Source organism: Acinetobacter sp. YH16032, assembly GCF_013417345.1.
GTDB lineage: Bacteria > Pseudomonadota > Gammaproteobacteria > Pseudomonadales > Moraxellaceae > Acinetobacter.
Window position 1 is genome coordinate 1 of the sequence record NZ_VPEE01000004.1, and the last position, 21177, is coordinate 21177.

19 protein-coding genes are annotated in these 21177 nt (G+C 42.0%); 13 read left to right on the plus strand and 6 right to left on the minus strand.

The features are described from left to right. The 5 genes from FTV32_RS04365 to FTV32_RS04385 form a co-directional block, all read right to left on the minus strand. On the minus strand, nt 1-150 hold a 150-nt coding region (locus FTV32_RS04365), incomplete at its 3' end, for an IS1 family transposase (protein ID WP_149959308.1). A gap of 153 nt (nt 151-303) precedes the next feature. Beyond that, nucleotides 304-1587, minus strand: coding sequence for a ribonucleotide-diphosphate reductase subunit beta (locus FTV32_RS04370; RefSeq protein ID WP_035267248.1), 1284 nt, complete (start codon nt 1585-1587; stop codon nt 304-306). Between the two features lie 145 nt (nt 1588-1732). Continuing rightward, nucleotides 1733-1864, minus strand: coding sequence for a preprotein translocase subunit YajC (locus FTV32_RS04375; RefSeq protein ID WP_179999438.1), 132 nt, complete (start codon nt 1862-1864; stop codon nt 1733-1735). A 29-nt stretch (nt 1865-1893) separates the two neighbouring features. After that, nucleotides 1894-2160 (minus strand): hypothetical protein, encoded by a 267-nt coding sequence (locus FTV32_RS04380; protein ID WP_179999435.1) that lies wholly within the window; start codon nt 2158-2160, stop codon nt 1894-1896. A 348-nt stretch (nt 2161-2508) separates the two neighbouring features. Then, nucleotides 2509-5334 carry a ribonucleoside-diphosphate reductase subunit alpha gene (locus FTV32_RS04385; protein ID WP_179999432.1) on the minus strand — a complete coding sequence of 942 codons (2826 nt, stop codon included), beginning with the start codon at nt 5332-5334 and terminating at the stop codon, nt 2509-2511. Nucleotides 5335-5936: 602 nt separating this feature from the next. Here FTV32_RS04385 and bfmR point away from each other — a divergent pair. Then, on the plus strand, nt 5937-6653 hold the full coding sequence (bfmR, locus tag FTV32_RS04390; protein ID WP_035267251.1) for a response regulator transcription factor BfmR: 717 nt from the start codon (nt 5937-5939) through the stop codon (nt 6651-6653). Nucleotides 6654-6700: 47 nt separating this feature from the next. Continuing rightward, nucleotides 6701-8350 (plus strand): sensor histidine kinase BfmS, encoded by a 1650-nt coding sequence (bfmS, locus tag FTV32_RS04395; protein WP_373683296.1) that lies wholly within the window; start codon nt 6701-6703, stop codon nt 8348-8350. Nucleotides 8351-8406: 56 nt separating this feature from the next. Here bfmS and FTV32_RS04400 read toward each other — a convergent pair whose 3' ends face one another. Continuing rightward, entirely contained in the window at nt 8407-8763 is a 357-nt protein-coding gene (locus FTV32_RS04400) for a hypothetical protein (RefSeq protein WP_035267254.1), read from the minus strand. 469 nt (nt 8764-9232) lie between these two features. Between FTV32_RS04400 and ndhC the strand changes: the two genes are divergently transcribed. The 11 genes from ndhC (at nt 9233) to nuoL (ending at nt 21177) form a co-directional block, all read left to right on the plus strand. Next, on the plus strand, nt 9233-9781 hold the full coding sequence (gene ndhC / locus FTV32_RS04405) for an NADH-quinone oxidoreductase subunit A (RefSeq protein WP_035267255.1): 549 nt from the start codon (nt 9233-9235) through the stop codon (nt 9779-9781). A 6-nt stretch (nt 9782-9787) separates the two neighbouring features. Beyond that, on the plus strand, nt 9788-10468 hold the full coding sequence (locus tag FTV32_RS04410) for an NADH-quinone oxidoreductase subunit B family protein (protein ID WP_035267257.1): 681 nt from the start codon (nt 9788-9790) through the stop codon (nt 10466-10468). A gap of 88 nt (nt 10469-10556) precedes the next feature. Then, complete coding sequence (nuoC, locus tag FTV32_RS04415; RefSeq protein ID WP_180028044.1) at nt 10557-12344, plus strand: NADH-quinone oxidoreductase subunit C/D; 1788 nt, start codon at nt 10557-10559, stop codon at nt 12342-12344. A gap of 12 nt (nt 12345-12356) precedes the next feature. Then, entirely contained in the window at nt 12357-12866 is a 510-nt protein-coding gene (gene nuoE / locus FTV32_RS04420; protein ID WP_035267260.1) for an NADH-quinone oxidoreductase subunit NuoE, read from the plus strand. Beyond that, the gene (gene nuoF / locus FTV32_RS04425) at nt 12863-14194 is read left to right on the plus strand and encodes an NADH-quinone oxidoreductase subunit NuoF (protein WP_180028045.1); all 1332 of its coding nucleotides are present in this window, start codon (nt 12863-12865) and stop codon (nt 14192-14194) included. The genes nuoE and nuoF overlap by 4 nt, the downstream gene beginning before the upstream one ends. Before the next feature lie 11 nt (nt 14195-14205). Beyond that, on the plus strand, nt 14206-16884 hold the full coding sequence (gene nuoG, locus FTV32_RS04430; RefSeq protein ID WP_035267264.1) for an NADH-quinone oxidoreductase subunit NuoG: 2679 nt from the start codon (nt 14206-14208) through the stop codon (nt 16882-16884). Nucleotides 16885-16887: 3 nt separating this feature from the next. Beyond that, nucleotides 16888-17898 (plus strand): NADH-quinone oxidoreductase subunit NuoH, encoded by a 1011-nt coding sequence (gene nuoH, locus FTV32_RS04435; RefSeq protein ID WP_035267266.1) that lies wholly within the window; start codon nt 16888-16890, stop codon nt 17896-17898. An 18-nt stretch (nt 17899-17916) separates the two neighbouring features. Next, complete coding sequence (gene nuoI, locus FTV32_RS04440; RefSeq protein WP_035267267.1) at nt 17917-18459, plus strand: NADH-quinone oxidoreductase subunit NuoI; 543 nt, start codon at nt 17917-17919, stop codon at nt 18457-18459. Then, nucleotides 18459-18977: an NADH-quinone oxidoreductase subunit J gene (gene nuoJ, locus FTV32_RS04445; RefSeq protein ID WP_171076777.1), complete on the plus strand. Its 519-nt coding sequence runs from the start codon at nt 18459-18461 to the stop codon at nt 18975-18977. The genes nuoI and nuoJ overlap by 1 nt, the downstream gene beginning before the upstream one ends. Beyond that, a complete protein-coding gene (gene nuoK / locus FTV32_RS04450; protein WP_004695395.1) occupies nt 18977-19285 on the plus strand; it encodes an NADH-quinone oxidoreductase subunit NuoK in 309 nt (102 codons plus the stop codon). Before nuoJ ends, nuoK begins: the two co-directional genes overlap by 1 nt. Then, the gene (nuoL, locus tag FTV32_RS04455; RefSeq protein WP_092766949.1) at nt 19282-21177 is read left to right on the plus strand and encodes an NADH-quinone oxidoreductase subunit L; all 1896 of its coding nucleotides are present in this window, start codon (nt 19282-19284) and stop codon (nt 21175-21177) included. The genes nuoK and nuoL overlap by 4 nt, the downstream gene beginning before the upstream one ends.

Genomic DNA, 21177 nt, shown 5'->3' on the forward strand with positions numbered 1-21177 from the left:
ACACCCTTGATAGCTTAATGCATGATCACCAATAAACTGACGTTTGCAATCTTTGCATTGATGGTTTTGTTTCCCATCTACTTTGATGCCATTTCTCTTTATATTGTTACTTAGACAGGTAGGACATTTGATTTGTAGCGTTATTTTCATACCTCTATTTTATCAAAAGCCATATTGTTTTTTTCAGCATACTTTTTGAAACACCACCTATTTTTTTATTCTTGTACCTTACACCTACTTGAGTCTAAAAAATAAAAGAGCCATATAAGGCTCTTTTATTTTTAGATACAATAGCGTGATCTATTACCAGCTTAACGCACCACCAGTTTGATAGTCTGTTACGCGAGTTTCGAAGAAATTCTTCTCTTTACGTAAGTCCATCATTTCTGACATCCACTGGAATGGATTGTTCACACCAGCAAATTGCTCAGGTAAACCTAATTGAGCTAAACGACGGTTTGCGATGAACTTCAAGTATTCTTCCATCATTGCAGCATTCATACCTAACACACCGCGTGGCATTGTGTCACGTGCATATTCGATTTCAAGCATTGTACCTTCAAGAATCATCTGAATGATTTCTTCTTGGAACTCAGCAGTCCACAAATGAGGGTTCTCAATCTTGATTTGGTTAATCATATCGATACCAAAGTTTAAGTGCATTGACTCATCACGTAAGATGTACTGGAATTGCTCAGCAACACCATTCATCTTGTTACGACGACCCATTGACAAGATTTGAGAGAAACCACAGTAGAAGAAAATACCTTCAAGAACACAGTAGAATGCGATCAAGTTGCGAAGCAAGATTTGATCTGTTTCAGGTGTGCCTGTTTTGAATGTTGGATCACTTAATTCTTGAGTGTACTTCAAGCCCCATGCAGCTTTACGCGCAACTGATGGAACTTCGCGGTACATGTTGAAGACTTCGCCTTCATCCATACCTAAAGATTCGATGCAGTATTGGTAAGCATGCGTGTGAATCGCTTCTTCAAATGATTGACGCAAGATGTACTGACGGCATTCAGGGTTCGTAATGTGGCGGTAAATCGCAAGAACCAAATTATTCGCAACCAACGAATCGGCAGTAGAGAAGAAGCCTAAAGAACGCATCACGATAGTACGCTCATCTTCAGTTAAGCCATCTTCTGACTTCCAAAGTGCGATATCGTGGTTCATGTTAACTTCTTGTGGCATCCAGTGGTTTGCACAACCATCGAGATATTTTTGCCAAGCCCATTCGTATTTGAATGGAACAAGTTGGTTCAAGTCAGCGCGACAGTTGATCATTGCTTTATCATCAACTTGAACACGTTGAGCGCCCATTTCTAACTCTTCAAGACCTGGAGCAACGTCCAAATGTTCTAAGGCGTTAGATGCTCTTGCCAACGGATCGGCTGAATTTGTTGTTCCGTTTGAACTGGTTCGAGCGGGTTGTGCAGCTGCCACACGCGTCGGTTCGTTGCGTGCATCAGATACCACTTGTGGATTAGGCGCTTTTTGCGGTTCGATGGGCGCAGACTGCTGTGCTTGTGCAGTTTGTTTCGGTTCATCATCTTCGAAATCGTCCCAACTGAGGATAGACATATCAATTCTCTCTACGTTGCTTATATCTTTTATTCAGACATCTCAACGTGAGACATCCTACTATACGCTTATATTGTGTAAGCAAAATTAAGTTTTGCCGATGAATGTACTCAATTTGTTCGTTTGAGTAGATTAAATTTCCGCACTACTTATTTTGCTTACGCTTCTGTTGTTTGCGAATGGCTAAAAATGCATAGACCATCGGCGTGTAAAAGAAAATAAAGGCAAAGACCAATACCGCAAGTCCTAACATATAGTTATGGGTCATATGGGGCATGGTCTTTTCCTTTATCTTTATAAACATATTTAAATATGTTTATTTATCCAGTCACAAGCATCTTTAAGAACCCAGCCTGAATGGTTTTTAGAAGCTTCCATCACAATAATCCAGTCATTTTGATCTAAATATTTCTTAAGTAATTCATGAATTTGGTTAGCTGTTAGATTTGAACAAATTAACCAATAGGACTTCATTGGGTGACACCAACCATCAAAGCTCTCGAGCTCTTTGATTAGACCACTATAATTTTGTCCAGACTTATTTAAGTCATAACTTACAGAATAAACTGTCATTTTGCTTTACCTCGCATATATGTTGGACAGTTGTTACTTAAAAGTCCTTGACGATATTGCGAGATCAGGCGATTATTCACCTGCTTTTTGCGAAGCAATATGTCGAAGAACTCGCTTCTTAGACTGGAAAGGGGATCTGTAGGAAGATTCCCTTTTTTTATGTCTAAAATTTGTCTCTTGGGTTCAGTAGTAGGAATTACTTTACCTTTGAGTTGAATTAACCATTTAAATAATTAATTCAAAAATTTAACCTTCCTAAATCAATTTTGAATCAAAAGGGACTTCCATACCTTGGATTGTCGGATGTGATCCCCCTCCTTTTAGGAGGGGGTAGGGAAGGTTGTCAGATTACTGACAAGCCTCGCAATCAGGATTGTCAATTGAACATGCCATTGGTACTGGCGCTGCTTGTTCGAAACCTTCTTCTGTCGCGGCTGCTTCAGGCTTAGCTTCTTGAGCAACTGCTGCCACTGGTGCTGCAACTGTCGCAGGTTTAACCGCGTTTAATGCACCTGTGTTAATCGTAGATTTCTCAGCAGATGTCGCACCCAATGCACGAAGATAATAAGTCGTCTTAAGACCACGTAACCATGCCATCTTATACGTGATGTCCAATTTCTTACCGTTTGCACCAGAGATGTAAAGGTTAAGAGATTGTGCTTGGTCGATCCATTTTTGACGACGTGATGCAGCATCAACAATCCAGCGTGCTTCAACTTCAAATGCTGTCGCGAAAATTGCTTTTAACTCTTCAGGAATACGCGCAATTTTTTGTACTGAACCTTCGAAATGTTTCAGGTCATTGACCATTACAGAATCCCAAAGACCACGTTCTTTTAATGCACGAACGAGGTAAGGGTTGATGACAGTGAACTCACCAGACAAGTTCGATTTCACATATAAGTTTTGGAATGTTGGCTCAATAGATTGAGATACACCACAAATATTTGAAATGGTTGCAGTTGGTGCAATTGCCATCACATTCGAGTTACGCATACCATCTTTTTGAACTTTGGCACGTAACGTGTCCCAATCCAAACGTTGTGTGCGATCGACTTCAAACATACGTTCTGGGCGAGATTTCGCAACCAGCTCAAGAGAGTCAATTGGTAAAATACCTTGATCCCACAATGAACCTTTAAATGTTTCATACGTACCACGTTCAACCGCCAAATCGCTTGAAGTTTGAATCGCGTAGTAAGAAATCACTTCCATAGACTCATCTGCAAACTCAACCGCAGCATCAGAACCGTAAGCAATCTTCATTTCGTATAGTGCATCTTGGAAGCCCATGATACCCATACCCACTGGACGGTGTTTCAAGTTTGAATTACGCGCTTGTGGAACTGCATAGTAGTTAATGTCGATGACGTTATCGAGCATACGAACTGCAGTTTTAATCGTGCGAGCAAGTTTCTCACGGTCTAATTGACCACCTTGAACGTGTTGAACAAGGTTGATTGAACCCAAGTTACATACCGCAATTTCATCTTTGCTTGTGTTCAATGTAATTTCAGTACACAAGTTAGAAGAGTGCACCACACCTACGTGTTGTTGCGGTGAACGTAAGTTACATACGTCTTTGAATGTGATCCACGGGTGACCTGTTTCAAATAACATTGATAACATTTTGCGCCATAAGTCTTTCGCACGGACTTTCTTATGAAGCATGTCTGTTTCTTTCGCAATGCTTTCGTAGTAAGCATAACGTTCTGCGAATTCAGCACCCGTTAAATCGTGAAGATCTGGTGTTTCAGACGGGGTGAAGAGTGTCCATTCAGCATCTTCAAATACACGTTGCATGAACAAATCTGGAACCCAGTTTGCAGTGTTCATATCGTGTGTACGACGGCGGTCATCACCCGTGTTTTTACGAAGCTCTAGGAATTCTTCGATATCCAAGTGCCAAGTTTCAAGATATGCACATACCGCACCTTTACGCTTACCACCTTGGTTAACTGCAACGGCTGTATCGTTCGCTACTTTAAGGAATGGAACAACACCTTGCGATTTTCCGTTAGTACCTTTGATGTATGAGTTCAAGGCACGAACTGGTGTCCAGTCATTACCTAAACCGCCTGCCCATTTAGACAACATTGCGTTATCACGCATAGCGCCATAAATATCGAACAAGTCATCATCAATCGTTGTTAAATAACAGCTTGATAACTGAGGACGTAATGTACCTGAGTTAAATAGAGTTGGCGTAGATGCCATGTAATCGAAGCTAGAAAGTAAGTTATAGAATTCGATTGCACGATCTTCACGGTTGTCTTCATTGAGCGACAAGCCCATAGAAACACGCATGAAGAATAATTGTGGTAATTCGAAACGTACGCCATCAGAGTGGATGAAGTAACGATCAAATAATGTTTGAAGACCTAAATATGTAAATTGATTAGAGCGTTCTGGTTTAATCGCAGCCGCTAATTTTACAAGATCAAAATTTAATAATTCTGGAGAAAGAAGCTCTAGCTCAACACCTTTTTTCAAGAAGGTTTCAAGCGCATCATTTTCAAGCGTGTCTTTAGATAGGCCAAGAAACTCAAGACCGGTTGCAACTAAGTTGTCACGCAACAAACGTGCAGTGACATACGTATAGTTTGGTTCTTGTTCAATACGTGTACGTGTCGCCATCATCATCGTTGTAGAGATGTCTGATGCTTTAACACCGTTGTATAGGTTTTTTACAGTTTCATCGATGATCGCTTGAACATCAATGCCTTCTAAGCCTTCGCTAGCTTTTTCAATCTTCGCTTGTAAACGACTCAAATCTAATGGTTGGAGCTGACCATTTTGACCTGTGATCTGAAGAGTAGGGTGATGATGAGCACCTAACTCTTTACGCGCTTCAGCACGTTGTTCACGATAGATCACGTATGCACGCGCCACTTTTTGTTCACCTGTGCGCATTAAAGCTAATTCAACTTGATCTTGAATTTCTTCAATATGAATCGTGCCACCTGAAGGTAAACGACGCTTAAACGTGTTCATCACCATCTCAGTCAGCTGAGTAATACGATCGTGAATTCTGCTCGAATCTGCACTTGGTTGACCTTCAACAGCCAAAAATGCTTTACCAATTGCTACAGAGATTTTATCTGCATCAAAAGTGGCAACATCACCAGTGCGTTTAATCACTTGAAGTTGACCAGGGGTTGTATTAGCGCTCATTTCAGCGTCGCTCCATTCTCATCATTTTTATGCTTATGGACCATTTGAATCGGATACAAACTCAAAAAATGAGCTATCGCGATATTTGAGGGTAAACACAAGACTTAGTGGTTTAATGTAAATTAAGACACAAGATACGGTAAATTTCAGGGTAGATCAATATTGACATTTTGATAATTTTTTTTCTGAGTTTAACACTCAAATTTCCCTAACTTTTCCATGTTCCGCCATTTTTGTTATGTAGTCAGCGTCACAGGGTGCTAAGCATAACAGAGACTTTTTAGAGTGCTTATAGATAAGTTTGTGGATAACTCTGAAAGTGCATATTGCTTCTCGAAAATAATTTTTTTGAAATATTTTGTTTAAAATATCATCAAATTGATTTGTGTTTGAAAGTTTAAAGTTGATTGAAAATATTGATCGACTTGGCAAAACTATCTATTTATCAATAGTTAATAAAAAGATAACAAAAGACTACGCTCGTGTATCAGTTTCGTGAACAGGCTCTTGTTTACAATGTAAACGTGTGTATATTGCAAAACATATCGATGTAAATCTGTGAAGTTTAATCAGCAGATATCGTAACAATATAGGGGCATTCTATGAGCCAAGAAGAAAAGTTACCAAAGATTTTGATCGTTGAAGATGACGAGCGTCTTGCGCGTTTAACGCAAGAGTATTTAATTCGTAATGGATTAGAAGTTGGGGTAGAACCAGACGGTAATCGTGCAATCCGTCGTATTATCGCAGAGCAACCGGATATGGTGGTGCTGGATGTTATGCTTCCTGGTGCTGATGGTCTCACCGTATGTCGTGAGGTTCGGCCACATTATCATCAACCGATTTTAATGTTGACTGCTCGTACTGAAGACATGGATCAAGTATTGGGTCTTGAAATGGGTGCAGACGATTATGTTGCGAAACCAGTTCAGCCACGTGTTCTATTAGCGCGTATTCGTGCTTTGCTTCGTCGTACAGACAAAACACCAGAGGATGAAGTTGCTCAACGTATCGAATTTGATGATTTAGTGATTGATAATGGTGGTCGTTCTGTAACCTTAAACGGTGAGCTTGTAGATTTCACAAGTGCAGAATATGACTTATTATGGTTGTTGGCATCTAATGCTGGTCGTATCCTTTCACGTGAAGACATTTTTGAGCGTCTACGTGGTATTGAATATGATGGTCAAGACCGCTCAATTGATGTTCGTATTTCTCGTATCCGTCCAAAAATTGGTGATGATCCTGAAAATCCTAAACGTATTAAAACAGTGCGTAGTAAAGGATATTTATTCGTTAAAGAAACCAACGGGATGTAATCACATCCCCGCGGTAATGCCCTCACTCCTCAGAAGGTCATACCTTAGTGTCTAAACACAGTATATTCCTGCGCATCTACGCAGGTCTCGTCATTTTGGTGGTGCTGGTTGCCATATTTGGTTATTTGCTTGTGCAAATCATCAACTATCAACGCGCGCAGGAATACCGTGAGTCATTGACTGATGGGATTTCGTACGTCATTAGCGAGGGTGTTTCAAGACAACAAACCATGCAACAAAGAATGGATTGGATATCAGATGCATCTGATTTGCTCGAACTTCCCATCTATTATCTAGAATCTGATAAAGTCGAACTTTCACGCACCGAAAAATACCGTTTAGAAAAGCGCAAAGCAGTGGTGCGGTATGACGCCAAAGAAAGTATTGCTTATGTCATTATTGGTTTAATAGATGACCCTGAGCATTTACTTTATGTGAAAGTGGATAGTATTGGTGAGCGTCAAATGAAGGCCTTACCAATCTTTGTATGGGAATACTTGGTTTATTATCCAGGGCAGGAAAGGGAATATCTTGCAAAAATTAAGCAACACTTTTCTTATGATTTAAGCATTCAAAATCTGTCTGATCTCAATTTAGATTCCGAGCAAATTGGTCGTTTACGTGCGGATCAAGGGGTTATCCTGTATCAGGATAGCGCTAGCATTCGTGGTACTACGATTTCTGTCATTTCTCCAATGACGAATTCGTCTGGTGATGTCTTGGTGATGGGACCAGTGCCAATGTTCAATTGGATGCCATTCCAATTGGCGGCAGGGATTACTTTGCTGAGTATGTTTATTTTGTCGCTTGGTGTGTATGGTCTGATTGTCCCAATGCAACGCAAGTTGAAGCAAGTTAACTCAGCCTTAAATGTTATGCAAAAAGGGGATATGTCCGTTCGCGTTCCTGTCGAAGGATATGATGAGTTAGCACATTTGGCAGCCAGCTATAACAGTATGTCAGATCATATACAGCGTTTGATCGAAGCTCAGCGAGAGTTAATGAGAGCTGTATCACATGAGCTGCGAACGCCAGTCGCACGTATTCGCTTTGGTATGGAAATGTTGGTTGATGAAGAGGATTATGAGTATCGTCAGCAACAAGTAGAAATGATTGATAAAGACATTGAGGCTTTAAACACGCTCATTGATGAAATTATGACCTATGCTAAACTTGAGCAAGGCATGCCCTCTATTGATTTTAAGGAAATTCGACTATACGAAGTGCTTGAGCAAGTCGCTATTGAAACTAAAGCATTAAAAACCAATAAAAATATTCAATTACACTTGCCATCACAAGCTTTGGTGGTGGATGCGGAACGCCGTTATTTGCATCGTGTAGTACAAAACTTAGTCGGAAATGCGATCCGATACTGCGATGATACAGTGCTGATCACTGGTGGAATTGATGCTCAGGGAATGGCGTATATTTCAGTTGAAGATGATGGTCCGGGGATTCCAGAAGAGGATCGTAAGCGAGTGTTTGAAGCTTTTGCTCGCTTGGATGATAGTCGTACACGTGCTTCAGGTGGATATGGTTTAGGCTTGTCTATTGTAAGTCGAATCGCTTATTGGTTTGGCGGTACGATTCAAGTAGATCAAAGTCCTAAAATGGGTGGTGCACGATTCACCATGCAGTGGCCAGCCAAAAGATTTAAAAAGAAGAAGATTGTTCAAACCAGTCAAACGTCAGAGTAAAGCGAGAATTAAAAAAAAGCGCGATTAAGCGCTTTTCTTATAATTTTTATTGCCTTTTATTGATAATTATTGGCATTGGGTTCAATAATGCGTTTTCCTTCCTTAAGTGCATTTAAGGCATCGGCATTGAAATCGATCAGTAAACTGTTATTGGTTGCATCAACATGATAATTGCTTATCAGTTTTTGATCGCCGTGAATGGTCTCAACTGTATATTCATCTGCGATGTTGAGAATAGCATCAAGATTAGTGGTTGTAGAGGCGAGGTCTTGGCGGAAAATTTGATAAATATCGCGTAAATCAAAAATAGCATTCGTTGCATCAGGATGTTTTTTGATATAGCTGTCTAAATGATGGACGATCAACTGAGCAAATAAAAAATAGTTAGGTTTGTGTGTGAATTCTAGACTCATAGATCTTCTCCTTATTATTTAATTGAGCATATAACGAAAATCAGCACGATTTGTATAAAGTTAATTAAAACATTGTAAGCAATTAAAATTTAAAACTTTTAAAATAGAATAAATCAAAAATAATTGAGCCATATTGGTGCAAAAAAAGCTGACCTAACACGAATGGTAAAACTAAAAAAGTGATAGTGTCTGGATTGACGCCTCTTGAATTTTTTGAATGATTATTCGGAAAAAATAATCAGTTGTATCACCTTAATAACTTTCTACGATTAAATAAGGTTTTATTGACTTTAATCACCATGAAATCTGGAAAAAGGGCAAAATTCATCCTAAAGACTTAGAGGGATTGGCTAGCAACAGAAATCATAAATCAGGTACAATTGGCGGGATTAATTTTGTGTTTGGTGTATTTGAAGGCCAATACATACATTCTTTGTTAATAAATAGGCCTGCCAGGAGTTATCCCCGCATGAGTGCCATTACTCCATACGATTGGGCAATAATTGCCTTCGTGATCGGCGTTACATTTTTATGCGTCTTTATGCTCACTGTCCCGCTACTCCTAGGGGGTAAATCGTGGGGACGTGCTAAGCAAGAGCAGTTCGAGTCAGGCGTAGTTAGTGCTGGTGGAGCACGAATTCGTCTATCTGCAAAATTCTATTTGGTTGCAATCTTCTTCGTTGTGTTTGACTTAGAAGCGCTCTATCTCTATGCATGGGCTGCGTCAGTTCGTGAAGTGGGTTGGATCGGTTTTGCAGCAGCAGCTGTATTTATTTTAGTTTTACTCGTTGGCTTGATTTATGAGTTGTCTACTGGTGCATTAAATTGGGCGCCATCTGATAAGCGTAAAGCAGCAGGGATTAAACCTAAAATTGGTTCGCCAAATATGGATCTCGCAGAAATTACTCGCTTCAACTCAATTGAGGAGTTGGTGGTTGACCCTACAGGTCAAATTCCAGCGCAATCATCTGGTCGTGTAAAAGCTTCGCCAACGACTACATCATCTGATAAGGAGTAATACGGGATGAAATATACATTAACCCGTGCGAATCCGGATGCTGATCAGTATCCACTTCAAGAGCGTATCGTTGTAGAAGATCCGCTTCTACAAGAAGAAGTGAATAAGAATGTGTTCATGACTCGTTTAGAGGATTTGGCGCATACAGCAGTAAACTGGGGTCGTAAAAACTCAGTTTGGCCGTTCAACTTTGGTACATCTTGCTGCTACGTAGAGTATGCAACGACTTTAACAGGCGTGCATGACTTGTCACGTTTTGGTGCCGAAGTAATTCGTGCTTCACCACGTCAAGCGGACTTGATGATTGTTGCGGGTACATGCTTCGTCAAGATGGCACCTGTAATTCAACGCCTTTATGAGCAAATGTTAGAACCTAAATGGGTGATCTCAATGGGTGCATGCGCAAACTCTGGCGGTATGTATGACATTTACTCGGTTGTACAAGGTGTCGATAAAATCATTCCAGTGGATGTGTATATTCCAGGTTGCCCACCGCGTCCTGAAGCATTAATCCAAGCGTTGATGTTATTGCAAGACCAAATTCAATTAGAGCGTCGTCCGCTTTCTGCGGTGATCGGTGATGATCTTAAGCCAGTTTATAAGCCAAAGATGCAGCCTGAACGTGACCGTAAGAATGCTGAACGTATTGCAGTAAAACACTTACGCTCTATGGATGAAATTAAATAATCTTAACGGCAAATAATATTGATGCACCCGCTTGGGTGTAATTGTCGTTTTGGTTGAATGAATTTGTATTAAATAGGAAGCCAAGCCAATGGCTGAAACTGACATTGCTATGCCAGAATCAACTTCAGTTGATTCACGCCCAGCATTTGCAATTGTAGAAGAGCTCAAAACCAAGTTTGGTGAGAATTTCTACGTGCAAACGACTTTTGAAGACTTTCCAACAGTCTGGGTTGAGCGCTCACGTGTACAAGACGTATTAATGTTCTTGCGTACAGTGTCACGTCCTTACGTGATGTTGTTTGACTTGTCAGCGGTAGATGAGCGTTTACGTACTCACCGCGATGGGTTACCTGCGTCTGACTTCACTGTGTTCTATCACTTGTTGTCACTAGAGCGTAATACGGATATTCGTATTAAAGTTGCGTTGAATGAGTCTGATCTCAATATTCCAACAGCAACCAACATTTGGCCAAATGCCAACTGGTACGAACGTGAAGCTTACGATATGTTCGGCATTAACTTCGAAGGGCATCCAATGCTCCGTCGTATTTTATTGCCAACGTATTGGGAAGGTCATCCGTTGCGTAAAGAATATTCTGCACGTGCGACTGAATACACACCTTATCGTCAGAACCAAGCGAAACAAGATTTCGAACAAGAGCATTTACGTTTTGTACCTGAAGATTGGGGTCTAAAACGCGGTAATGCTGATGAAGACTTCATGTTCTTGAACTTGGGTCCTAACCATCCATCTGCGCATGGTGCATTCCGTGTGATCTTGCAGTTAGATGGCGAAGAAGTGAAAGACTGTGTGCCTGATATCGGTTATCACCACCGTGGTGTGGAAAAGATGGCTGAACGTCAAACTTGGCATTCATTCATTCCGTATACTGACCGTGTTGACTACTTAGGTGGTTGTGCGCAAAACATGCCTTATGTGATGGGTGTGGAGCAGATGGCTGGGATCACTGTGCCAGAACGTGCACAATGTATTCGTGTCATGATGTCGGAACTATTCCGTATTAATAACCACTTGCTTTACATCGGTACAGCGATTCAGGATGCCGGCGGTATGACCCCTGTATTCTATATGTTCGCCGATCGTCAAAAGATCTATGACGCGATTGAAGCAATCACTGGTTACCGTATGCACCCAGCATGGTTCCGTATCGGTGGTACTGCACACGATCTTCCAAACAACTGGCAACATTTGATCCGTGAAATTTTGGATTGGATGCCTAAACGTTTGAAGGAATATCATACTGCAGCACTTAAAAACTCGGTATTTGAAGGTCGTACCCGTAATGTTGCGCAATACGATGCAAAATCTGCATTGGCATGGGGTGTAACAGGTACAGGTTTACGTGCAACAGGTATTGATTTTGACGTACGTAAATATCGTCCATATAGCGGTTATGAAAATTACGACTTCGAAGTGCCTGTAGAATACGAAGGCGATGCATATGCACGTGTGATCGTTCACTACCGTGAAATCGAACAATCTTTAAAAATCATCAAACAGTGCTTGGATAACATGCCATCTGGTCCTTATAAAGCGGATCACCCATTGGCTGTTCCACCACCGAAAGATAAGACACTACAAGACATTGAAACTTTGATTACGCACTTCTTAAGCGTGTCATGGGGTCCTGTCATGCCAGCAGGTGAAGCATCTGTTATGGCGGAAGTGGTAAAAGGTGCATCGAACTACTACTTGACTTCAGACAAGTCAACGATGAGTTACCGTACCCGTATTCGTACACCAACCTTCACGCACTTACAGCAAATTCCTTCTGTAATTAACGGCAGTCTTGTATCTGACTTAATCATTTATTTAGCGACGATTGATGTCGTAATGGCTGACGTGGATCGCTAAGGGGTACGCATTATGATGATTTTGACTGATAAAAAGCCACGTGTGAATGTCGAAGGGATTTTAACTGCGGAAGAAATCCACGAAATCGAGCATCACATTGGTCATTACCCATACCCACGTGCGGCATGTTTAGATGCGCTTAAATGCGTTCAACGTCGTAATGGTTGGGTGGATGATGCGCAAATGAATGCGATTGCGCAGATGTTGTCAATGAGCCTTGCTGATTTGGAAGGTGTGGCAACATTCTATAACCGTATTTACCGCCAGCCAGTAGGTCGCAACGTAATTTTGCTTTGTGATTCTATAGCTTGCTTCTTGATGGGTGCAGAAACTTTAGCAGAAGCATTCCAACGCGAACTCGGGATTTCATTTGGTCAAACGACTGCTGATGGTCGTTTTACTTTGCTCCCGATTTGCTGTTTAGGAAACTGTGATAAGGGTCCAACCTTGATGATTAATGAAGATACTCACGGTCTAGTAGAAGTTTCTTCAGTGAAACAGTTATTGGAGAAGTATGTATGAATACTGAACCAAAACCGATTTATGGCGACGGTAACCCAGAAACTCACCCATTAACATGGCGTTTGAGCAAGCAAGAATTTGTTCATAGTGTAGAAGACTATGAATCTTTTGAAGGGTATGAGGGTTTCAAGAAAGCACTCACAATGCCGCCTAAAGATGTATTGGAAATCATTAAAGCAGCGACTGTTAAAGGTCGTGGTGGTGCTGGTTTCCCTGCAGGGATTAAATGGTCGCTCATGGCGCCAAATGACAATTCAGGTCCTCGTTACTTGATTTGTAATGCCGATGAGATGGAACCAGGTACATTCAAAGACCGTTTGTTGATGGAAAAACTTCCTCATCAATTGATCGAAGGGATGTTAATTGCAGGTTATACACTTGAAGCAACCCATGGTTATATTTTTATCCGTGGTGAATACATCGAAGCTGCGAAGTATTTGAACCAAGCTTTAGAGCAAATTCGTGCCAAAGGTTACTTGGGTGAAAACATCCTCGGTTCTGGCTGGAACTTTGAACTACATGTGCACACTGGTGCGGGTCGTTATATCTGTGGTGAAGAAACTGCATTGATTAACTCGCTTGAAGGTCGCCGTGCAAATCCACGTACAAAACCACCATTCCCGCAAGTTGCAGGTGCTTGGGGTCGTCCTACGATTGTGAACAACGTAGAGACTTACAATAACTTACCAGCAATTATGCTGCGTGGTCCTGAGTGGTATATCAATTTATCTGCAGGTAAGTCGAAAGATCCTGGCACAAAAATTTATGGTGCATCAGGTAAAGTGAAATTCCCTGGTCTTTGGGAGCTTCCATTTGGTACAACTGCACGTGAAGTGATTGAAGAACATGCGGGTGGTATGCGTGATGGCTTAAAGCTTAAAGCATGGTTACCAGGTGGTGCATCAACTGACTTTTTGGCAGCTGAACACATCGATCTTCCAATGGATGCGGAAAGCATCATGAAAGCAGGTTCGCGTTTAGGTACGTGTTTGCTTATGGTGGTTGATGAAACTCAATGTATGGTTTCAGCAACACGTAACTTAGAAGAATTCTTTGCGCGTGAATCATGTGGTTTCTGTACACCATGTCGTGATGGTTTACCTTGGGCGGTGAAAGCGCTTAAAGCACTTGAAGATGGTACAGGCAAGAAAGAAGACATCGATCATTTGCAAGAGCTTACACGTAAGCTTTGGATTGGTAAGACTTTCTGTGCTCACGCTCCTGGTGCTATGGAACCACTCATGGGTGCACTCAAATATTTCCGTGGCGAATTTGAAGCAAAAGTGGTGAATGCCGCTGCTCAAGTTAGCAACGTAGAACAAGCTTAAGGAATTCGACTATGGCTACAATTCATGTCGATGGCAAATCGTATGAAGTCAATGGCTCAGAGAACTTGCTACAAGCATGCTTGTCTTTGGGTATTGATATCCCGTACTTTTGTTGGCATCCATCCTTAGGTTCTGTCGGTTCTTGCCGTCAATGTGCTGTAACTCAATACGCGAATCCAGAAGATACTCGCGGTCGTTTAGTTATGTCATGTATGACACCTGCAGCTGACAATACCTACATCTCGATTGAAGACAAAGAAGCAAAAGATTTCCGTGCATCTATTGTTGAATTCTTGATGACGAACCACCCACATGACTGTCCAGTCTGTGAGGAAGGTGGTCATTGTCACCTTCAAGATATGACTGTGATGACACAACATGACCGTCGTCGTTACCGTTTCACGAAACGTACGCATTACAACCAAGAACTTGGTTCGTTTATTGCGCACGAGATGAACCGTTGTATCGCATGTTACCGTTGTGTTCGTTACTATAAAGACTACGCAGGTGGCACAGACTTCGGTGTGTATGCAAACGCTTCACGTGTTTATTTTGGTCGTCCAGAATCAGGTACTTTAGAGTCTGAGTTCTCGGGTAACTTAACTGAAGTATGTCCGACGGGCGTATTCACAGACAAAACACACTCTGCACGTTATAACCGTAAATGGGACATGCAGTATGCGCCAAGCGTCTGCCAAGGCTGTTCTTCAGGTTGTAACATCTCTCCGGGTGAGCGTTATGGTGAATTACGTCGTGTAGAAAACCGTTTTAACGGTGAAGTCAACCAATACTTCCTGTGCGATAAAGGCCGTTTCGGTACGGGTTATGTGAACCGTGAAGACCGTCCACGTCAACCGCAATTCCGTTCAGGTAGCAATGTAGAGACTGTTTCAGTTGATACAGCGTTAGACACCGTGATTGAGAAAATCCAAGGCAAAAAAGTATTGGGTATTGGTTCTCCACGTGCATCTCTTGAGTCTAACTTTGCGCTTCGTGAATTGGTTGGACAAGCAAACTATTCAACAGGTATGTCTCAAAAAGAGCAAAACTTGGTTGAACTTGCTGCATCAATTATGCAAACCGAGGGTGTATATAACCCAGGTATGCGTGAAATTGAAAGCTACGATGCTGTCTTAATTCTCGGTGAAGATTTAACACAAACTGCACCACGTATGGCATTGTCAGTACGTCAAGCTGCGAAGAACAAAGCCAAAGAAATGGCTGCAGAACGCCGTACACAAGAATGGTTGGCTGAGCCAGTACAACGTATTGCTCAAGACGAAAAATCACCAATTTATATCTTGGCTGCGACTCAAACACGTTTATCTGACGTAGCTACTGGTGAAGTCGTTGCTTCTCCAAATGATATCGCACGTTTAGGTTTTGCTGTTGCTGCGGCGGTGAAAGGTGAAAGTATTACCGGTTTAGAAGAAGATGCAAAAGCATTTGCTCAAACCATTGCTGACACTTTAAAAGCTGCAAAAAAACCATTGATTATCTCTGGTACAAGCTTGCAAGAAGCTGCAATTATGGAAGCTGCTGCACAAGTTGCACAGAATCTGGGTAATGCGGGTCTAACTTTGACTGTTCCTGAAGTGAACTCAATGGGCTTAGCAATCTTTGGCGGTAACAGCCTTGAGCAAGCATTTGCACAAGACTATGACACTGTCGTGATTGTAGAAAACGACCTTTATCGTCGTTTACCTGCAGTGCAAGTAGATGCTGCTTTGTCTGGTAAAGACGTGATCGTGCTTGACCATTCAGAAACTGAAACGGTGAAAAGAGCGAATATCGTTCTTTCTGCAGCGAGCTTTGCTGAAGGTGATGGTACTGTGGTATCTCAAGAAGGTCGTGCACAACGTTTCTATCAAGTATATGACCCAAGTTACTACAAACCAGAACTTGCGATCAAAGAATCTTGGCGTTGGTTACATGCCATTGAAACTGGCGTGAAAGGCAAAGCAATTTCTTGGACTGTGCTTGATGATGTCATCGAATCAGTTGCTAAGAATGTACCTGCGCTTGAAGCGATTCAAGATGTAGCACCAGATGCAGGATTCCGTGTCCATGGTCTTAAAGTGGCACGTGAACCACGTCGTTACTCTGGTCGTACTTCACTTCGTGCGCCGTTATCTGTCCATGAGCCTAAACAACCAACTGATCAAGACTCTGCATTAACATTCTCTATGGAAGGTTATGTCGGGAACCAAACGCCGTCAGCGTTAGTTCCATTTGCATGGTCAGCAGGTTGGAACTCACCACAAGCTTGGAATAAGTTCCAAGAATCAGTGGGCGGTTCTTTAAAAGGTGGTGATTCAGGTATTCGTTTATTTGATCGCCTTGCGAAATTACCAGCACGCACATACGTTGCACCAGCACCAGTTCTTGTAAATGCTGAGAGTTTCCGCCTTGTTCCAATGCATCATATTTTTGGATCTGGTGAATTCACAGTGAAAACACCTGCAATGGAGTCTCGTATTCCAGAAGCGGTATTTGCAGTGGGTGAGCAAGATGCAGCGCGCTTGAATGTGAAAGATGGCCAAAACATTACTGTGAAAGCAGGTGAGGCTTCGATCGTTCTTCCTGTTCAAGTCATTGAATATTTACCTACAGGTTATATTGGTTACCCAATTGGTCTCGCGCCAACGGTATCGTTAGCTGAGCCTGTATCAGTCGCGGTAGGAGCATAATTCATGGAACAAGAATTAATCCGTCAAACGCCGCTTTGGGCTGAGAACTGGCCAATTGCCTACTCTGTAGTTCAAGCGATTGTGATCTTGCTCGTTGTAGTTTTGATTGCTGCGTTGATGTCTTTCATTGAGCGTCGTTTACTTGGCTTATGGCAAGACCGTTACGGTCCAAACCGTGTAGGTCCTGGGGGGATGTTCCAGATTGTTGCCGACATGCTGAAAATCATGTTCAAAGAAGACTGGACACCAAAGTTTGCAGATAAATTGACTTTCCGTTTAGCTCCAGCAGTTGCAATGGCAACTGCGGTGTTATCGTTCATGGTTATCCCTGTATCACCTTATTTAGGTGTTGCAGACATGAGTATCGGTCTATTGTTCTTTATGGCAATGGCGGGTATTGCAGTGTATGCAGTTTTATTTGGTGGTTGGTCATCAAACAATAAATATGCATTACTCGGTGGTCTTCGTTCAGCAGCGCAAACGATTTCTTATGAGGTCTTCTTAGGTATTTCCTTGATGGGTGTGGTTGCAATTGCAGGCTCATTCAACATGCGTGAAATCGTAGAAGCTCAAAAAGATGTATGGTTTGTCATTCCACAATTCTTAGGTTTCCTCATCTTCGTGGTTGCAGGTGTTGCGGTAACGCATCGTCACCCATTTGACCAACCAGAAGCGGAACAAGAATTGGCGGAAGGTTACCATGTCGAATATGGTGGTATGAAATGGGGGATGTTCTTCGTTGCGGAATACGTCAACGTTGTCCTGATCTCAGCTTTGATCGTAACCTTATTTTTCGGTGGTTGGTTAGCACCATTTGGTCTAGATTTCCTACCTCCAGCATTCTGGTTCATGATTAAAACAGCATTCTTTGTGATGATGTTTGTCTTGGCACGTGGTTCATTAATGCGTCCACGTTATGACCAAGTGATGAACTTTGGTTGGAAGATTTGTTTGCCTTTAGCGTTGGTCAACTTGTTGGTGACTGGTGCTGTGATTCTGATGAATCAGGCCTAGGACAGCAGGGAGAACATTATGTATAAAATTCTAGCTGGGTTTGGGTCAATTGTACGTTCGTTGTGGATGGTATTCAGCCACGCAACACGTAAACGTGACACTATTTTATACCCTGAAGTTAAAGCAGAAGAAATCGTTCCACCACGATTCCGTGGCCGTATCGTATTGACACGTGACCCAGATGGTGAAGAGCGCTGTGTAGCTTGTAACTTGTGTGCTGTAGCTTGCCCTGTTGGCTGTATTTCATTACAGAAAGCTGAGAAAGAAGATGGTCGTTGGTATCCGGAATTTTTCCGTATCAACTTCTCTCGTTGTATTTTCTGCGGTATGTGTGAAGAAGCATGTCCTACAACTGCTATTCAGATGACACCTGATTTCGAACTCAGTGAATACGTTCGTCAAGACTTAGTTTATGAGAAAGAAAACTTGCTCATTTCTGGTCCTGGTAAATATCCAGACTATAACTTCTACCGTGTAACGGGTATGGCTGTAGCTGGTAAAGACAAAGGTCAGGCTCAGCGTGAAAGCGCACCTGTCGATGTACGGAGCTTATTACCATGATGTGGCCATTTTATTTGATGGCACTTGTGGCCATCGTTTCTACGGTTCGTGTTGTGACTAATGCGAATCCAGTACATGCACTTTTAAGCTTAATCGTTTCGTTACTTGCAGTTGCTGGTATGTTCATGATCGTTGGTGCACCATTTGCAGGTGCACTTGAGATTATTGTTTACGCTGGTGCAATTATGGTTCTTTTCGTCTTCGTTGTGATGATGTTGAATCTTGGTTCTCAAACTGTTGAACAAGAACGTAAATGGTTAACATCTGATGCTTGGGCTTACCCTGCATTGATGAGCTTTTTAATGGGTCTGGTTTTAGTTTGGACAATGACTTCAGAGCACAGCATTTCTGGTCCTTTAATGGGTACAGAAGTTGTAGGCCCTAAAGAAGTTGGTCAAGCACTCTTTACACAATATTTATTATTGGTTGAAGTTGCCGCAATGTTATTGCTTGCTGCGTTAGTTGCTGCATTCCACTTAGGCAAACGTGAACCAAGTGCAGAAGAGGAAAAAGAATAATGGGTAATATCCCTTTAGAGCATGGTTTGATTGTTGCAACCATTCTTTTTGCACTCGGTTTCTACGGTGTAATGGTGCGACGCAACCTTTTATTTATGTTAATGAGCCTTGAGATCATGATGAATGCAGCAGCGCTTGCATTCGTCCTTGCTGGTAGTGCATGGGTGCAACCAGATGGTCAGATCATGTTTATCTTGATCTTAACGCTTGCTGCGGCAGAAGCGTGTATCGGGCTTGCGATCGTCCTTCAGTTCTATCATCGCTTCCATCATTTGGATGTAGATGCTGCTAGTGAGATGCGCGGATGAGTTTATTAGCATTAACCATATTATTTCCGCTCATTGGTTTTATCCTTTTAGCGGCAGGGCGTAATAAGCTTCCTGAAATTGTAGCTGCCATTATTGGTGTGGGTTCAGTTGGTCTTTCTGCACTATGTGCATTATTGGCTGGTATGAATTTCATCAACAGCGGTGAAACATCTCAAGTGACTCACCTTTGGACTTGGTTCAGTGTGGGTGGTTTTGAACCAGGCATTAGCTTGCACTTAGATGGTTTATCTTTACTTATGCTTGGCATGATTACGGGTGTGGGTTTCTTAATTCATATCTTTGCATCATGGTATATGCGTGGTGAAGAAGACTTTGCACGTTTCTTTTCTTACTTCAACTTATTCGTAGCAAGCATGTTATTGCTTGTGTTGGGTGATAACCTTGCGTTGTTATTCTTAGGTTGGGAAGGTGTTGGTCTGTGCTCATACTTGCTGATTGGTTATTACTACCAAAATCCAGCAAATGGTGCTGCTGCAATTAAAGCATTCACCGTGACACGTATAGGTGACGTTTTTTTACTCATCGCATTGTTCTTAATTTTCCAACAATTTGGAACATTGAATATTGCTGAAATCGTTGCTGCTGCGCCTGTGGTAATGACACAAAGCTCATCGTTAACCATTTGGACTGCATTAATGTTGTTCTTGGGTGCTGCAGGTAAATCTGCGCAAATCCCATTACAAACATGGTTAGCAGACGCGATGGCGGGTCCTACACCAGTATCTGCATTAATCCATGCTGCAACAATGGTAACAGCAGGTGTTTACCTATGCTGCCGTATGTTCTCTGTATTTGAAATGGCACCAGAAGTCATGGTGTTTATCTCAATCACAGGTGCGGTAACATTATTAGTTGCAGGTTTTGCTGCACTGGTTCAAACAGACATCAAACGTATTCTTGCTTACTCTACAATGAGTCAGCTCGGTTATATGTTTATGGCTGTAGGTGCTGAAGCATACCAAGCAGGCTTGTTCCACATGTTGACTCACGCATTTTTCAAAGCGTTGTTGTTCTTGTCATCAGGTGCGGTGATTCTTGCATACCATCACGAACAAAACATTTTCAAAATGGGTGGTTTGTTCAAGCGTAATAAATTCTTATTTGCTTGTTTCGCGATCGGTGGCGGTGCCTTAGCAGCGATTCCATTCTTAACGATTGGTTTCTTCTCAAAAGACGCAATCTTGGCGGCTGTGTGGACACAAAGCCATATCGCAGGCTTACCTGTATTCAATACATTGTATTGGGTCGGAGTTGCTGGTGCATTCTTAACATCAATCTATACTTTCCGTTTAATTTGGATTGTGTTCTTTGGCGAAGAGAAAACGCCTTATCACGAAATCAAAGGTGCAACTTACTGGGCTCCTTTAGCGATTCTCGCTGTCCTTTCTACAGGTTTGGCAATCGTACTTAAAGCGCCAGTCATGAGTATTCTTGATGCAGCACAAATCCCTGCATTTGTTATTCCTGAAGCGCTAGAAGCTGGTGCGCATGGTGCAGAATATGTCGCTATTGCAATCGCACTTGCTGGTTTAGCGGTTGGTGTTGTCTTATTTGCTTTTGCTTATAAAGCAGTTCAAGGTTTTGCTCGCACTTCATTGGGTGCTGGACTTGCAAATATCTGTCGTAATGCGCTTGGTTTCGATGCGTTATATGACCTCGTGTTTGTAAAACCTTACTTATTTATTGCAAAAATGATTGGTCGTGACCCGATTGATGGCGTATGGCTTGTATTGCCAGCGATTGTTAAAGGTGGTCATAGCTTCACTAGTTCACGTCAAACAGGTTCTTTGCGTGAGTACGCATCGAGCATGGCGTTCGGTATCGTGGTGATTATCATGATTCTGATCGTGACTCAGATCGTGGGGAAATAA

Excerpts from the sequence above, each read along its gene's own strand:
- FTV32_RS04370 (WP_035267248.1), bottom strand. The coding sequence starts at position 1,587 with ATGTCTATCCTCAGTTGGGACGATTTCGAAGATGATGAACCGAAACAA.
- FTV32_RS04375 (WP_179999438.1), bottom strand. The coding sequence starts at position 1,864 with ATGCCCCATATGACCCATAACTATATGTTAGGACTTGCGGTATTGGTC.
- FTV32_RS04380 (WP_179999435.1), bottom strand. The coding sequence starts at position 2,160 with ATGACAGTTTATTCTGTAAGTTATGACTTAAATAAGTCTGGACAAAAT.
- FTV32_RS04385 (WP_179999432.1), bottom strand. The coding sequence starts at position 5,334 with ATGAGCGCTAATACAACCCCTGGTCAACTTCAAGTGATTAAACGCACT.
- bfmR (WP_035267251.1), top strand. The coding sequence starts at position 5,937 with ATGAGCCAAGAAGAAAAGTTACCAAAGATTTTGATCGTTGAAGATGAC.
- FTV32_RS04400 (WP_035267254.1), bottom strand. The coding sequence starts at position 8,763 with ATGAGTCTAGAATTCACACACAAACCTAACTATTTTTTATTTGCTCAG.
- ndhC (WP_035267255.1), top strand. The coding sequence starts at position 9,233 with ATGAGTGCCATTACTCCATACGATTGGGCAATAATTGCCTTCGTGATC.
- FTV32_RS04410 (WP_035267257.1), top strand. The coding sequence starts at position 9,788 with ATGAAATATACATTAACCCGTGCGAATCCGGATGCTGATCAGTATCCA.
- nuoC (WP_180028044.1), top strand. The coding sequence starts at position 10,557 with ATGGCTGAAACTGACATTGCTATGCCAGAATCAACTTCAGTTGATTCA.
- nuoE (WP_035267260.1), top strand. The coding sequence starts at position 12,357 with ATGATGATTTTGACTGATAAAAAGCCACGTGTGAATGTCGAAGGGATT.
- nuoF (WP_180028045.1), top strand. The coding sequence starts at position 12,863 with ATGAATACTGAACCAAAACCGATTTATGGCGACGGTAACCCAGAAACT.
- nuoG (WP_035267264.1), top strand. The coding sequence starts at position 14,206 with ATGGCTACAATTCATGTCGATGGCAAATCGTATGAAGTCAATGGCTCA.
- nuoH (WP_035267266.1), top strand. The coding sequence starts at position 16,888 with ATGGAACAAGAATTAATCCGTCAAACGCCGCTTTGGGCTGAGAACTGG.
- nuoI (WP_035267267.1), top strand. The coding sequence starts at position 17,917 with ATGTATAAAATTCTAGCTGGGTTTGGGTCAATTGTACGTTCGTTGTGG.
- nuoJ (WP_171076777.1), top strand. The coding sequence starts at position 18,459 with ATGTGGCCATTTTATTTGATGGCACTTGTGGCCATCGTTTCTACGGTT.
- nuoK (WP_004695395.1), top strand. The coding sequence starts at position 18,977 with ATGGGTAATATCCCTTTAGAGCATGGTTTGATTGTTGCAACCATTCTT.
- nuoL (WP_092766949.1), top strand. The coding sequence starts at position 19,282 with ATGAGTTTATTAGCATTAACCATATTATTTCCGCTCATTGGTTTTATC.